The organism is Dehalococcoidia bacterium (assembly GCA_030648205.1).
Lineage (GTDB): Bacteria > Chloroflexota > Dehalococcoidia > JAUSIH01 > JAUSIH01 > JAUSIH01.
The window spans coordinates 36,599-50,626 of record JAUSIH010000037.1; the positions used below are offsets into that span (position 1 = coordinate 36,599).

Consider the following 14,028-nt stretch of genomic DNA (forward strand, 5'->3'; position numbering starts at 1 on the left):
ATGAGAAGTTGTTCGAGGAAACGCCCTTGGGCACTTGCCGTCTTTCCGGCGAAAGCCGGAATCCAGCGTTCCCTTGTGCTTCTCTGGATACCGGCTTCCGCCGGTATGACATGGAATAGGGAACGTATTTCGGGGACAGGACAGTAGATTCATTTCCCTATCTCCCTCTCCCTGTCAGGGAGAGGGAGACGCAGAGGGTGAGGGTGGTATCCTGAACACGCTGCCCGGCGCAACGGGCTGAACGGAGAAAGAGATGTCGAAGACGGCGCTGGTCATCGGCGGCACCGGCCCCACGGGGCCGTTCGTTGTGAACGGACTGATGGACCGCGGCTACACGGTCACGATCTTCCACGGCGGCTTCCACGAGGTCGAGTTCAAGAGGCCGGTCGAGCACATCCACAACGACCCGCACTTCAAGGAGACGTTCGAGGCGGCGCTCGGCACGCGCACGTGGGACATCGTCATCTTCGCCTACGGGCGGCTGCGGCTGGCCGTTGACGTGCTCAAGGGGCATACGGGCCGGCTCATCGCGCTGGGCGGCGCGACCGGCACCGCGGCGCAGCCGGACGACCCGCGCTGGGGGCCGTTCGGCATGCCCGCCTACGTGTCGGAGGACAACACCATCATCGAGGACAATCCGAACCGCAACAAGTTCGGCTATCAGATGGCGGAGGCGCAGGCGGCGCTGCTCCAGGCGCACAAGGAGGGCCACTACAACGCGACGTACATGGGCTTCCCCATCGTCTACGGCCCGCGGCAGCCCGGCCCGCACGAGTGGTCCATCATCCGCCGCGTGCTCGACAAGCGCCCGCACTTCATCATCGCGGACGGCGGCATCAAGCTGGAGAGCCGCGCCTACGTGGAGAACGCGGCGCACGCGCTGTTGCTGGCCGTGGACAAGCCGGACATCTCGGCGGGCAAGAAGTACGGGATGGCGGACGACAATATCTTCACCATGCGCCAGCGCATCGAGGCCATCGCGAACTACATGGGCCACAAGTTCGAGTTCGTGGACATGCCCTTCGACCTGGCGGTCCCGTGTCACGTGCTCTGGCGCAACGCGCGCGGGCACCGCATCCGCAACCTGCAGAAGATACGGGCTGACCTGGGGTACAGGGACGTCGTCGCCGCCGACGAGGCGATGCGCCGCACCGTGGACTGGCTGGTGAAGAACCGTCCGGAGCCGGGCGGCGAGGCGGAAATACAGCTCGGCGACCCCTTCGACTACGCGAAGGAGGACCAGCTCATTCGGGCGTGGAAGGACTGGCGGAACATGTTCCCGCGGGTGGACTACCCGGTGCTGCCGCCGGCGCACATGTACCGCCACCCGAAGAAGCCGAACGAGCCGTGGACGCGGCCCGACCACTGGGCCACCGGCAGAGGCGAGAAGCCGAAGTAGAAGCAGAAAAGCCTATGACCTAGATACTCTGAATGGAGCGGACCCTCGAACAGCAGGTTTCGCTCCATTCTTTTGCTCAAACACACTCAACCAGCGGATTCTATACTTAGGGGCATCAGATGGCTCGGGTCCGTATCAAACCTAATCCTCACACGCGTCGCTCTGAATTCAGCAGTGAATGAGCCAACCTCAATTACCGCTTCAAAAGTGCCGACTCGAACCCTTGGATAAGCTAGGCCAGTTTCAGTTGGCGTAAGCCAGTTAGTAGGATGTGGAACGTCTGCAGCTACATACAGATACTCACACCCGTTATTCCCTGAAATAGTTGTATCTATGGGGCTACGATCGGTCCATGACCACGGGTATCGATGACCCTCCGGTGGAAAGGCGCCAGTTGGCAACTCCGGGTCTTGTGGCCCCACCGGTAGTAACCCTTGTGGAGTGTCTATCAACATTGTGATGCTGATCAGTGTTCCATAACAATCGGCGATAGGTAGAGCGCTTGGGTTTTCGACCTTCAAGCGCAGAAAGTGAACCCTATTTGGGTCTACGTAAGGTTCTGCCCAAGAGATTGTCAAGCGTTTTTGTGTTAGTAGCGTTACGCGAGAATGCTCATTTTGCCATCGTATTGCGGGCGCGATTACAAACGCAATGATTGCCACAGGCAATACCAAGCCAAATAACATGGTGTTGCCTTCAAGTATCCCCTTCACACCATAAGCACCGACCAATCCTAGCGCCCACGCCAAAACGGTCAGCCAGTTGCTCAGAAGTGACTCGCTCTTTTCCCACCGCCAAAAAGACCACTTGAGGCAGTCCGCCCAGAAGACAAGGATTTGTTTTGCAAAAAGCAATATCCGCACGCCGCCATACTAACACATTTGTGTTCCAGGTATGGTACATAACGCGTGTCGTTCGCCCTTCTTACCCCGACCCTTCCCGAGCTGGCCGCGCGCCCGCGCCATCGGAATGAGCGATAGTCTCACGACAGCCCGTCCATCGCCTCATTGCGCTTCGGATAGCCAGCCGCTACCATAGAGCGGTTGGCTATTTTGTTTGACGACCGAGGCGCACGGGACATGGACGACCTGACACACGTCATCATCTACACGGACGGCGCCTGCCTGGGCAACCCGGGCCCGGGCGGCTACGGCGCGCTGCTCATCAACGGGGACAGGCGGCAGCACATATCGGGTGGGTACCGCCTCACCACGAACAATCGCATGGAGATCATGGCCGCCATCGTCGCGCTGGACGCGCTGCGCTCCCGCTGCCGCGTGACGCTCTACAGCGACTCGCAGTACGTCGTCAACGCCATGTCCAAAGGCTGGGCGCGGAAGTGGCGCTTAAACGGCTGGATGCGGAACAAGGACGAAAGGGCCATCAATCCTGACCTGTGGGAGCGCCTGCTCCAGCAGTGCGAGCGGCATGACGTCGAGTTCAAGTGGGTCAGGGGCCACGCGGGCATTGACGGCAACGAGCGCGCCGACCGGCTTTCCATGCAAGGGGCGCAAAAGCCCGGCCTGCCGCCGGACATCGAGTACGAAAAGACCGCCGGAGGCCCTGCGCGCAGATAGCCCCTTTGAAAAAGCGGCGTCATTGCGAGTCCCGATGCAATCGGGACGTGGCAATCTGGAAGTGGGGGTGCGTCCCGTCCCCGCCGCATTGCCGTGAGAATGGCCTCTTCGTCATTCCCGCGTTCGCGGGAATCAAGGAAAGCCACGGGCATGGATTCCGGATCAAGTCCGGAATGACGGGTTGGTGGCCATGTTTTCATCTCCCGTGGCACCCCAATAGGGCATGGCTGATTGCCGCGCTGCGCTCGCAATCAGCGAACCGGGGGCGCCGCGTCTCCGCCAGATTGCTTCGCTCCGCTCGCAATGACGGACGGGGGGCGCTGCGTCCGCGGATGAGTGCACGGCTGTGTAGTACAATACGTTCATGCCTTCATCATCTCTCCCTTCTACATTCTTTGACCTAACGCTGGACGAGCTGACCGAGCGGCTGCGCGGCATGGGCGAAAAGACCTTCCGCGCAAAGCAGCTCTACCACTGGGTCTATCGTCGCTTCGCCGCGTCCTACGACGAGATGACCGATCTGCCCGCGCCGCTGCGCCAGCGCTTCGTGGAGGAACTGCCGCTGCGCAGCCTCAAGCGCGTCGTGGTGCAGGAGTCGAAGGACGGCACGACGCGCAAGGCGCTCTTCCGCCTCCGCGACGGCCACACCATCGAGACGGTGCTGATGCTCTACCTGCCCAAGAAGGGCGGCGCGTGGCGGCGCACGGTCTGCGTCTCCACGCAGGTGGGCTGCGCGCTTGCGTGCTCCTTCTGCGCCACCGGCCAGATGGGCCTTGCGCGCGACCTCTCCGCCGGCGAAATCGTGGAGCAGGTCATCGCGTTCGCGCGGGAGCTGCGCCAGGAGGGTCTGGCGAAGGAGGAGCAGCCCGTCACGAATGTCGTCTTCATGGGCATGGGCGAGCCGTTCGCCAACCTGGACGGGACGTGGAAGTCCGTCCACATCCTCAACGACAAGGACGGCTACGCCCTGGGCGCGCGGCACATCACCATCTCGACGGTCGGCATCGTGCCCGGCATCCAGCGTCTCATCAAGGAGAAGGTGCAGGTCAACCTCGCCGTCTCCCTGCACGCGCCGAACGACGAGATCCGCTCGCGCATCATGCCCATCAACAAGCGCTACCCCGTTGACGAACTGCTGAAAGCCTGCCGCGAGTACGTGGACGCCACCCACCGTCGCGTCTTCTTCGAGTACCTCATGATCCGCGACCTGAACGACGGCATAGAGCACGCCCATGAGCTGGGGCGCAAGCTGTACGGCATGACCTGCCACGTGAACATGCTGCCCATGAACCCCGTCCCCGGCTCTGACATGCGCGGCTCGCCTCCGGCTCGCGTCAATGCCTTCGGGGAAGAGCTCCGCAAGTGGGGCATCCGCTCAACCGTCCGCTTTGAGAAGGGCGTGGACATCCAGGCGGGCTGCGGCCAGCTCAAGACCGCGGTGGAGAGAGGCCGCGAGAAGGCGGGCGCGCGCTAGTGTAGTGCTTTCGCAATCTCGTTACCTGCGAGACTCTGCAACGTTGATCGCCTTTGCATGGTTCCTGGTCTTTGACCCAGGGAACCATCCCCTTCAGTTCCCCTTTCCTTCTCCGAGGAAGGGGAATGAGGGATACTGGGGGTGACCCCCAGTGCCCCCGTCAAAGGGGGCTCTGCCCCCTCTGGCTCCCTCGTGCCGGAGATTCCAGACGCACCCCTTCCGTAACGAAGCGTTGGAAGCACTACACTAGTGTCCTGTCCCTGAAATACGCGTACGAAATTGTCATTGCGAGGAGTCCTTCCGCGGAAGGACAACGAAGCTATCGGGAAGAGGGATGGACCCGGCCGCCAGATTGCCACGGCCCTCCTTCGTCTGGCCTCGCAATGACATTGTGACAAACTTCGGGGACACCACACTAGGAAGAAACCTCACCAGCGGGGCCGACCGGGATTCTCGTCGTTTCGCTTGACATCGTCTTGGCTTGCTCCTATACTTGTTATTTGTGTAAATCGCCGCACATGAAAGCGCGTCCTTGCCCGAGTGGCGCAATGGCAGCGCAGCCGATTTGTAATCGGCAGGTTAGCGGGTTCGAATCCCCTCTCGGGCTTTTCTCACTATCGGGAGGGGGTCTGAGCAAAGCTGTGCGCCCGCTGGCAGAGACGCAAATCGTGTGGTAAACTAGACCCTCATACGGAGGGGTGGGTGAGTGGTTAATACCAGCAGGCTGTAAACCTGCCGCCCTGACGGGCTGCGTAGGTTCGAATCCTACCCCCTCCACCATAGAAGAAGCGGAAGAGGTAATCCCAGGCACAGAGTCGGGCCCTCATAGCTCAGCCGGTAGAGCACGGTCTTGGTAAGACCGGGGTCACCAGTTCGAATCTGGTTGAGGGCTCCATTTAGGCAGGAGGAAGTTGTAGCATGGCAAAGCAGAAGTTCGAAAGGACCAAACCGCACGTCAACATCGGCACCATCGGTCACATTGACCATGGCAAGACAACGCTGACGGCGGCCATCACCAAGGTCCTGTCGACCAAGGGCCTGGCGAAGGAGCGCGCCTACGCGGACATTGCCAAGGGCGGTGTCGTCCGGGCCGCGGGCAAGATCCTGACGGTCGCCATCTCGCACACGGAGTACGAGACGGAAAAGCGTCACTACGCGCACGTGGACTGCCCCGGCCATGCTGACTACATTAAGAATATGCTCACCGGCGCCGCGCAGATGGACGGCGGCATCCTCGTCGTGAGCGCGCCCGACGGCCCCATGCCGCAGACGCGCGAGCACGTGCTTCTCGCTCGTCAGGTGCAGGTGCCGTACATTGTCGTGGCCCTGAACAAGATGGACCTGGCCGAGGACCAGGAGCTTGTGGACCTGGTGGAACTTGAGGTCCGCGACCTACTGAAGAAGTACAACTTCCCGGGTGACGATCTCCCCGTCGTCCGCGTGAGCGCGCTGAAGGTACTGGAGTGCGGCTGCGGCAAGCGCGAGTGCCAGTGGTGCGGCGCCATCTGGAAGCTCATGGACGCCGTGGACGCGAATATCCCGGTCCCGATGCGCCCCACGGACAAGCCCTTCCTGATGCCCGTTGAGGACGTCTTCGGCATCAAGGGACGCGGCACCGTGGTCACCGGTCGCGTGGAACGCGGCACCGTGAAGGTGGGCGACGAAATCGAGATTGTCGGCTTCGAGGACGCCGGGGGCGCCGCCAAGAACCGCAAGGTGATCGTGACGGGTGTGGAGATGTTCCACAAGACGCTGGACAGCGCCGAGCCCGGCGACGCCGTGGGCCTGCTCCTGCGCGGCATTGAGCGCGAGGAGATATGGCGCGGCATGGTGTTGGCCAAGCCCGGCTCCATCAAGCCGCACACCAAGGCGGAGAGTGAGGTTTACGTGCTGACCAAGGAGGAGGGAGGCCGTCATACTCCCTTCTTCACCGGCTACAAGCCGCAGCTCTACATCCGGACCACCGACGTGACCGGGGACATCGCCCTGCCCGAGGGAGTGGAGATGTGCATGCCCGGTGACAACATCCGCATGACCATCAGGCTCATCTCGCCCGTGGCCATGGAGGCCGGACTGCGCTTCGCCATCCGCGAGGGCGGCCGGACGGTGGGCTCGGGCGTAGTCACCAAGATCACGGAATAGGAGACGGCGCGAAGCCGCAATAGCGTATGGCCAAAAAAGGCGACCGCATCACCATAGACATGGCGTGCAACGACTGTAAGGAGCGCAATTACAGCACGTCCAAGAACAAGCGCAACGATACCGGCCGCCTGGAGCGGAACAAGTTCTGCTCCAGGTGTGGTGGGTATCGTCCTCACAAGGAGGTCCGCTAACCTGGAAGCCGCGGCAAGGGACAAAGAGGCGAAGCTGGCCAAGAAGCCGGCGGTGGGTGGAGAGCGCCCCAAGCTCAACCTGCCCGGCGTGCGCTTCTTCCAGGATATCATCGCCGAGCTGAAGCGAGTGGTCTGGCCCACCCGGCAGGATGCGATGCGCATGAGCATGATGGTCATCATCGTCTCCGTGGCGGTGGGCCTGGCCCTGGGCGTCGTTGACTACATCTTCACAGTTGTGGTAGACCGGATACTGATTGGCGGCGCGTAGGCGGGGCCGGCGGAAACAGCCTCGGCCACGCAGCGGGTTAAGGCATCCATGACCATGACGGAAACCCAGCAAAAGGCGCAACAGACGACTACGGCCCAGGCCGCGGACACCGAGGCCAAGTGGTTTGTTGTCCATACGTACTCCGGCTACGAGGAGCGCGTCCGGCGCAACCTCACGCAGCGCATTGAGACCATGGACGTCAAGGACAGGATATTTGAGGTCGTGGTCCCGGAGGAGTCCATCGTCGAGCTGCGGGATGGCCAGCGGCGCGAGCGCAAGGTGCGCGTTTATCCCGGCTACATTCTCGTCAAGATGGTCATGGACGAGAAGAGTTGGTTTGTGGTGCGCAACACCCCCGGCGTGACCGGCTTCGTCAGCGCCAAGGACGAGAAGGACCGGGACGTGCCCATCCCGCTCAGCGACGATGAGGCCCAGGGCATCCTGAAGCGGATTCAGGAGAAGATACCCAAAATCAAGGTGGGGATCTCCAAGGGCCAGACGGTGCGCATCAAGGAAGGGCCGTTCGTGGACTTCATCGGCACCGTGGACCAGGTCTTCCCGGACAAGGGCAAGGTACGGGTGCTGGTCTCCTTCTTCGGTCGGGAGACCCCGGTGGAAATGGACTACTTCCAGGTGGAGAAGCAGTAAGCGGAAGGCTTCTGGTATGGACCCGGAGCACCGGCCGGGGGTCGCGCCCCTGGCCTTATTTTGTGAGTGAAGCATTATGGCTAAAAAAGTCAAGACAATCGTCAAGCTCCAGATTACGGCGGGCAAGGCCACGCCGGCGCCGCCTGTCGGCCCTGCCCTGGGCCAGCACGGCGTCAACATCATGGCCTTCTGCAAGGACTATAACGAGCGGACGGCCCAGTACGCCGGCTCGATTGTGCCTGTCGAGATCACCGTCTTCGAAGACCGGTCGTTCACGTTCGTCACGAAGACGCCGCCCGCCAGCGACCTGCTGAAGAAGGCGCTGGGCGTGGAAAAGGGCTCGGGCACGCCCAACAGGTTAAAGGTGGGCAAGCTGCCGCGCTCCAAGATCCGCGAGATCGCCCAGGCCAAGATGAAGGACCTGAACGCTTCGGACGTGGACGCCGCCATGCGGATTGTCGAGGGCACGGCCCGCAGCATGGGCATAGACATCGTCTAGTCAGGACACACACCTCGCCGCCGGCGAAGCCGGGACGGGCCGAGGGAGACGGACAGCCGTCGCTGAGGAGAACACCAATGGCAATACACGGCAAAAAGTTTCAAGAAGCGGCCAAGCAGGTGGACAGGGCCAAGGCCTATGCGCCGCAAGAGGCTATTGACGTCGCCAAAAAGGCGGCCTTCGCAAAGTTCGACGAAACGGTAGAGGTGCACATGCGCATGGGCGTGGACTCGCGCCAGGCGGACCAGCAGGTCCGGGGCGTGGCCACGCTGCCTCACGGGCTGGGCAAGACGGTGCGGGTGCTCGTCTTCGCGGTGGGCGACACCGCCAAGGCTGCCCAGGATGCGGGCGCCGACTTTGTGGGCGGGGATGAGCTGATTGCGAAGGTGGACGGCGGCTGGGTGGAGTTCGACGTGGCGATGGCGACTCCCGACATCATGGGCAAGGTGGGCAAGCTGGGCAAGGTGCTGGGCCGCAAGGGCCTGATGCCCAACCCGAAGTCCGGCACGGTAGTCCAGGCAAAGGACGTCGCCAAGGCCATCGTCGAGGCCCGTAAAGGCCGTGTGGAGTTCCGCCTGGACAAGACGGGCATCATCCATGTGCCCGTGGGCAAGGCGAGCTTCGATTCTCAAAAGCTGGCGGACAACGTCGCTGCGCTGGTGGACGCGGTCAACAAGGCGCGGCCCGCCGGCGCCAAGGGCCAGTACATTCGCACGGTGTTTCTTAAGACCACCATGGGGCCGAGCGTCAAGCTGGACGTGGCAGGCATGCTGACGAAGAAGGTGGAGTAGGAGGCGCGGCGGCCCACCACAGGGCCGCGTACCTGGCGCGCACAAGAACATACAGCGAGCCGTAGACCGCGAGTGGCCGTAAGGGCCTGAAGGGCGCCAGCCCGCTCGCCGAGGCGCATGAGAGCAGCCCCCCTGCAAGGGGTGTGTTGCACGTCCCTGCGCTCCCGTCTGCGGCCGCGGGGATTTTTGTTGGAACGGAGGTGTTATGCCGGCAAAAAAGATCCCGGAAAAGAAGGTCAAGGCAGTCGAGCAGCTCCAGGACAGGATAGGGCGCTGCACGATCGCCGTCGGCGTGGACTTCAAAGGCGTTAAGGGTGGCGCCATGACGGCCATGCGGCGCAAGATGCGGGGGCAGAAGATTGAGGTGCGGGTGGTCAAGAACACCCTCACCCGCATCGCCGCGGAGAAGGCGGGCCGTCCCGACCTGATGAAGGTGGTACAGAACACGACGGCCATCGTGTTCGGCTACGGGGACCCGGCGGAGATAGCCAAGGCGGTGTGCGAGTACGGGCAGGCGGAGAAGACGCCCCTGTCGCTTCGGGGGGCGCTTCTTGACAGGCGCGTGCTCAGCCTTGACGATCTGAAGGTACTGGCCGCCCTGCCGCCCCGGGCCCAGCTTGTGGCCATACTCCTGGGTCAGATCCAGGCGCCGCTGGTCCGTCTGGTGTCCGTGCTGAACGGCCCGTCCCGTGGCTTGGTGACGGTCCTGCATCGCCACGCCGAGCAGTTGCAGAAGCAGGTGGCGGCTTCGGCTGCTCCTGCCGCCCCTGCTGGTCAAATTAGCTAGAGCGCGCATAAGCGCGTACTAAAGGAGGAATTGTCATGGCCCTGAGCAGAGAAGAACTGGTGCAAGCCATTAAGGAGCTTCCCGCTATGGATCTGGCGGAGCTGGTCAAGGACCTGGAGAAGGCATTCGGCGTCAGCGCCGCCGCGCCCGTCGCCGCGGCCGCCGCACCCGCGGCAGCAGGCGCCCCCGCAGCCGCCAAGGCGGAGGAGAAGACCGAGTTCACAGTCATCCTCAAGGAGATCGGCGCAAATAAGATCAACGTCATCAAGGCCGTCCGCGAGGTGACCACACTGGGCCTCAAGGAAGCCAAGGACCTGGTGGAGGCCGCGCCCAAGCCCGTTAAAGAGGGCATCACCAAGGACGAGGCGGCCCAGGTCAAGTCCAAGTTGGAAGCTGCCGGCGCCGTCGTCGAAGTCAAGTAAGCACATCTGGCCCCTGCATACAGAAGGAGGAGACCCCGGCGGAAGGGCCTCCTCCTTCTGTTGCCGTTCATCCCCTGTACCCCGCCTTGCGGGGCGCGCCAGCGCACCCGTCGGTGGCCCTACTCCCACAACACGTCGCATTGCTTTTGTTGGCCCCTGAGACGCGGCGAATGACGCCTAAAAGGTCATCTTTCTCCGGCGGCGTTTCCTCCCCTATGACGCTTGCCTTTCGCCGTACCCTCCGCTAAGCTTTTGCTGACGGACCGATGACTCCCGGCAGGAGGCGCCCGTGGACACACATGCCCTCGACTACACCCTCCGTATCCGAGACCTGCCTGCCTCCGAGCGGCCCCGCGAGCGTCTGCGGGACGCCGGCCCCAACGCCCTCTCCGCCGCGGAGCTTCTGGCGATCCTGCTCCGCACGGGCACTCCCTCCGAGAGCGCGCTGGCCCTCGGCTCGCGCCTGCTGTCGCAGTTCGGCGGGCTGGCGGGACTCGCCCGCGCCTCGCTCCGCGAGATGTGCGCGACGCACGGTGTGGGCGAGGCGAAAGCCGCGCAGCTCATGGCAGGCTTCGAGTTGGGGAAACGACTGCTGGCGCTGCATCCGGAGGAGCGCGCCGTGGTGCGCAGCCCGGCGGACGCCGCCAACCTTCTTCAGGCGGAGATGGGGCTTCTGGCCCAGGAGCACCTGCGCGTCCTCCTGCTGAACACCAAGAACCGGGTGATCGGCGTCTCGGAGGTGTACAAAGGCAACGTCAACTCGTCAATGGTGCGTCCCGGCGAGGTCTTCCGCGACGCCATCCGCGAGAATTGTCCCGCCATCATCGTGGCGCACAACCACCCGTCGGGCGACCCCACGCCCTCGCAGGAGGACGTGCAAATGACTCGAAGACTGGTGGACGCGGGAAAACTGCTGGACATTGAGGTGCTGGACCACCTGATCATCGCGGGCAACAGCTTTGTCAGCCTCCGCGAGAAGAAGCTGGGGTTTGAGTAGGCAGTGATGCATCCGGCCACGTCCTCGCGCCTGACCATTGTAGCCATCGGCGTTGCGCTGGCCCTCCTCTTCGCGGTGGAGGAGCTGGTCCGCACCATGTCGCCTGCCATCTTTGCCGTTCCTCCGTACATCGTCGGGGTTGCCCTGCTGGTGTGGGCCACCCGAGGCGTGACCCGCCGTCGTCCGGAGGCTTCCCCCGCGGTCGCGGCGCGAGCGGGGCGGCCGGGAGCAGCGGCTATGGCGCTGCTGAGCTTCAGCGCTCTCGTGCTGGTTGTCTCGTCCATCCTTGTGATCGTGGACGCGCGCCGCGCTCCGAGCATGTACTTCGACCGGGCCATGGTGCTGATGGCCGCGGGCATGGCGGCGGGCGTTGTGGGGTTCGCTCTGTGGCTGGGATTCTCGTGGGCCGGCGCGGGCCGCTGGCTGCGCGCGAACTGGCGGGAAGTCGCGGTGATCGCCGCCATCGTCGTCTTCGGCGCTTTTCTGCGCTTGTACCGCATCGGCGAGTACCCGCCGCCGGGCGGGCTGGCCCAGGACGAAGGGCTGACAGGTGCGTCCGCGTCGCTCATCGCATTGGATCCCGGCTTCAGGCCGCAGCCCATCCATCCGATCTCGTACTACTACATCGCGGGCTACGCCGCCCGCGTTTTCGGGGACGACGTGCTCACCCTGCGTCTGGTGCACGTGGTGGTGGGCGTGGCCCTGCTGCCCGCGTTCTACCTGCTGGCGCGCGTCTTGCTAGGCGTCTGGCCCGCGCTGGCGGTGACCTTCCTTCTGGCCGTCGAACGGTGGTATGTCAACAACAGCCGACTGTTGTACAACTGGATGCACGTGTCGCTGTTTGAAGTCCTGGCCGTCCTCGGCCTCATCCTGGGATTGCGGACACGGCAGCCGGCGTACTTCGCCCTCGCCGGATGGGCGCTGTCCGAGGGCGTCAAGGGGTACGTCACGTTCCGCGTCGTCATCATCGCCGTTGTGCTGTACCTGGTGTGGCTGGCCATCGCTGACAGGCGGGCGCTGAAGGGGAACCTGGTGAATCTGGGCGTCTTCGCCCTCACCTTCGGCGTCTTCGCCGCGCCGTACATCTCCAACGTCATCCGCGAGCCGTACTGGTTCTTCGAGCGGCACGTGGTCATCCAGAACATCGCCGCCGACGCGGCGCGTCAGAACCTTACGGTCCCGGACCTTCTGTGGCGGAACGCCCAGGGGATCCTGTCGCTGCTCATGCAGCGGGGCGAGCGCTGGGCCGTGGAGAACCTGCAGAACGCGCCGTTGCTGGACCCCGTTACAGCGGCGCTGGCCCTGGCGGGCGTGGGCTATGCGCTCGTCCGGTGGCGTCGCGAGGGCAACGTCCTGCTGCTTCTGCTCATCGCGGGTACGCTCGCGGGAGGAGGCCTCCTGTCGCAGGACCCCATAGGCCGTCGCATCTTCGGTGTCTTTCCCATCCTGCTGCTGGTCGGCGGGCAGGCGCTCCTGGACGCGGGCCGCGCACTGGCGGGGGTCGCGTGGCGGCCCCGGCTTGTCCATGCGGCAAGCGCCACGGTCCTGGGCGTCCTGCTGGTTGGCGCCGCCGTGTCCGGCATCTACACATTCTTCTGGGGCCAGGCCCGGAACCCGGTAACGCTCATGGAGTTCATGGGGCCGCGCGTGGCGACTGCGAACGGCGTGCGGGCGCTCCCCGGCAGGCCCTATGTGTACCTGATGTCCGACCTGGAGTGGTTCCATCCCATTCAGGACTACACCTGGCTGGCGGGCCGTCCGGAGGGCCGCAGGGTGCAGGACCTGCGCGACGTGGCGCCCGGCAAGGATGCCCCGGGGCGCGACGTGGCCTTTGTCATCGCCACGCCCTACAGCACACGCGCGCTGGCCGTCGAGCTGCAGCGGCTGTACGCGGGCGGCACGGCCACCTGGTACGATTCGCCGTTTCCCTCCGTGCGGCCATACTCGGTCGTCACCTACTACGTGACGTCGCAGGTCATGGTCAGCTCGCAGGGGCTGCTGTCCATATACCAGGAAGGTCTGTCGCCTCCCCAGCCGTCCGCGCGGCCTGACGCGACTCTGGCGCTGGGCTGGGGCGACGGCGGCCCGCCGTCCACAGTGCGCTTCGCACGGTGGGCGGGGGCGCTCTACGCGCCCATCTCCGGAGTCTACACCTTCTCACAGCCACCGGGCCACATCCTCGTCCTTGCCGTTGACGGTGTGGAGACGCTGGCGGCGCTGAAGACCCGAACGGCCATCCCCATGGCGCGCGGATGGCACCGCCTGGAGGCTGTCGCCACCCTTGACCCCGCGCGGCCTCCGCCCATCCTCTCGTGGCTGCGGCCGGACAACGTGGAGGAGCCTGTGCCCGCCGCGTTTCTGCGTCCTGTTGAAAGGCCGGGTGGACTCCTGGGCACCTACGAGTCGGACTCGCAGTCCTTCCAAGCCATAGACCCCGTGGTCTCCGCGTTCTGGGCGCCGCACCCGCTGCCGACGCCCTACCGCGTCCGCTGGCAGGGCGCTCTCCTGACGCCGCAGGCGGGAGCTTATCGTCTTGAGATGACGCTGCTGGGCGGGACGGCAAGGCTGTGCGTTGACGGCAACGAGGTCATCCAGGCGCAAGCCTCCCGCGACCTGCCGGGGATGACCTTCGCCGCGCCGTCGCTGAGCCTTGATGCGGGCCGGCATGCTGTGGAGATCGCGTTTGTATGGCGCGACAGCGAGGTGTCCGGAGTGGAGCTTCGGTGGGCGCCGCCAGGCGGCCAGATGCAGGTTATCCCCTCCACCGCGCTGCAGCCGGCCGCGTCGGGCGGTCCGGTGTCGGGCTCAGCCTGCCCGCCGCCTGGCTAGAGGA

At 64.2% G+C, this 14,028-nt stretch carries 13 protein-coding genes and 3 tRNA genes; all 16 read left to right on the forward strand.

Features of this window, described 5'->3' with window-relative positions; genetic code table 11:
• Positions 1-253: 253 nt before the first annotated feature.
• The 16 genes from Q7T26_04190 to Q7T26_04265 all read left to right on the forward strand — a co-directional run bounded on the left by Q7T26_04190 (position 254) and on the right by Q7T26_04265 (position 14,024).
• Complete coding sequence (locus Q7T26_04190) at positions 254-1,399, forward strand: NAD-dependent dehydratase (GenBank protein ID MDO8531358.1); 1,146 nt, start codon at positions 254-256, stop codon at positions 1,397-1,399.
• A 1,079-nt stretch (positions 1,400-2,478) separates the two neighbouring features.
• Positions 2,479-2,976, forward strand: a complete 498-nt coding sequence (gene rnhA, locus Q7T26_04195) for a ribonuclease HI (GenBank protein ID MDO8531359.1) — start codon at positions 2,479-2,481, stop codon at positions 2,974-2,976.
• Between the two features lie 364 nt (positions 2,977-3,340).
• Positions 3,341-4,450: a 23S rRNA (adenine(2503)-C(2))-methyltransferase RlmN gene (gene rlmN / locus Q7T26_04200; GenBank protein MDO8531360.1), complete on the forward strand. Its 1,110-nt coding sequence runs from the start codon at positions 3,341-3,343 to the stop codon at positions 4,448-4,450.
• 534 nt (positions 4,451-4,984) lie between these two features.
• Positions 4,985-5,057, forward strand: a tRNA-Thr gene (locus Q7T26_04205).
• An 85-nt stretch (positions 5,058-5,142) separates the two neighbouring features.
• Positions 5,143-5,230, forward strand: a tRNA-Tyr gene (locus Q7T26_04210).
• 39 nt (positions 5,231-5,269) lie between these two features.
• Positions 5,270-5,345, forward strand: a tRNA-Thr gene (locus tag Q7T26_04215).
• Positions 5,346-5,368: 23 nt separating this feature from the next.
• Entirely contained in the window at positions 5,369-6,592 is a 1,224-nt protein-coding gene (gene tuf / locus Q7T26_04220; protein ID MDO8531361.1) for an elongation factor Tu, read from the forward strand.
• Between the two features lie 26 nt (positions 6,593-6,618).
• On the forward strand, positions 6,619-6,783 hold the full coding sequence (rpmG, locus tag Q7T26_04225; protein ID MDO8531362.1) for a 50S ribosomal protein L33: 165 nt from the start codon (positions 6,619-6,621) through the stop codon (positions 6,781-6,783).
• 52 nt (positions 6,784-6,835) lie between these two features.
• Positions 6,836-7,051: a preprotein translocase subunit SecE gene (secE, locus tag Q7T26_04230; GenBank protein ID MDO8531363.1), complete on the forward strand. Its 216-nt coding sequence runs from the start codon at positions 6,836-6,838 to the stop codon at positions 7,049-7,051.
• Positions 7,052-7,099: 48 nt separating this feature from the next.
• On the forward strand, positions 7,100-7,699 hold the full coding sequence (gene nusG, locus Q7T26_04235) for a transcription termination/antitermination protein NusG (protein MDO8531364.1): 600 nt from the start codon (positions 7,100-7,102) through the stop codon (positions 7,697-7,699).
• Between the two features lie 76 nt (positions 7,700-7,775).
• Positions 7,776-8,198, forward strand: coding sequence for a 50S ribosomal protein L11 (rplK, locus tag Q7T26_04240; GenBank protein ID MDO8531365.1), 423 nt, complete (start codon positions 7,776-7,778; stop codon positions 8,196-8,198).
• Between the two features lie 77 nt (positions 8,199-8,275).
• Entirely contained in the window at positions 8,276-8,989 is a 714-nt protein-coding gene (gene rplA / locus Q7T26_04245; GenBank protein ID MDO8531366.1) for a 50S ribosomal protein L1, read from the forward strand.
• 205 nt (positions 8,990-9,194) lie between these two features.
• Positions 9,195-9,776 carry a 50S ribosomal protein L10 gene (gene rplJ / locus Q7T26_04250; protein ID MDO8531367.1) on the forward strand — a complete coding sequence of 194 codons (582 nt, stop codon included), beginning with the start codon at positions 9,195-9,197 and terminating at the stop codon, positions 9,774-9,776.
• A gap of 41 nt (positions 9,777-9,817) precedes the next feature.
• Complete coding sequence (gene rplL / locus Q7T26_04255) at positions 9,818-10,198, forward strand: 50S ribosomal protein L7/L12 (protein MDO8531368.1); 381 nt, start codon at positions 9,818-9,820, stop codon at positions 10,196-10,198.
• Positions 10,199-10,487: 289 nt separating this feature from the next.
• Positions 10,488-11,195, forward strand: a complete 708-nt coding sequence (gene radC, locus Q7T26_04260; protein MDO8531369.1) for a DNA repair protein RadC — start codon at positions 10,488-10,490, stop codon at positions 11,193-11,195.
• Between the two features lie 6 nt (positions 11,196-11,201).
• A complete protein-coding gene (locus tag Q7T26_04265; GenBank protein MDO8531370.1) occupies positions 11,202-14,024 on the forward strand; it encodes a glycosyltransferase family 39 protein in 2,823 nt (940 codons plus the stop codon).
• Positions 14,025-14,028 lie beyond the last annotated feature (4 nt).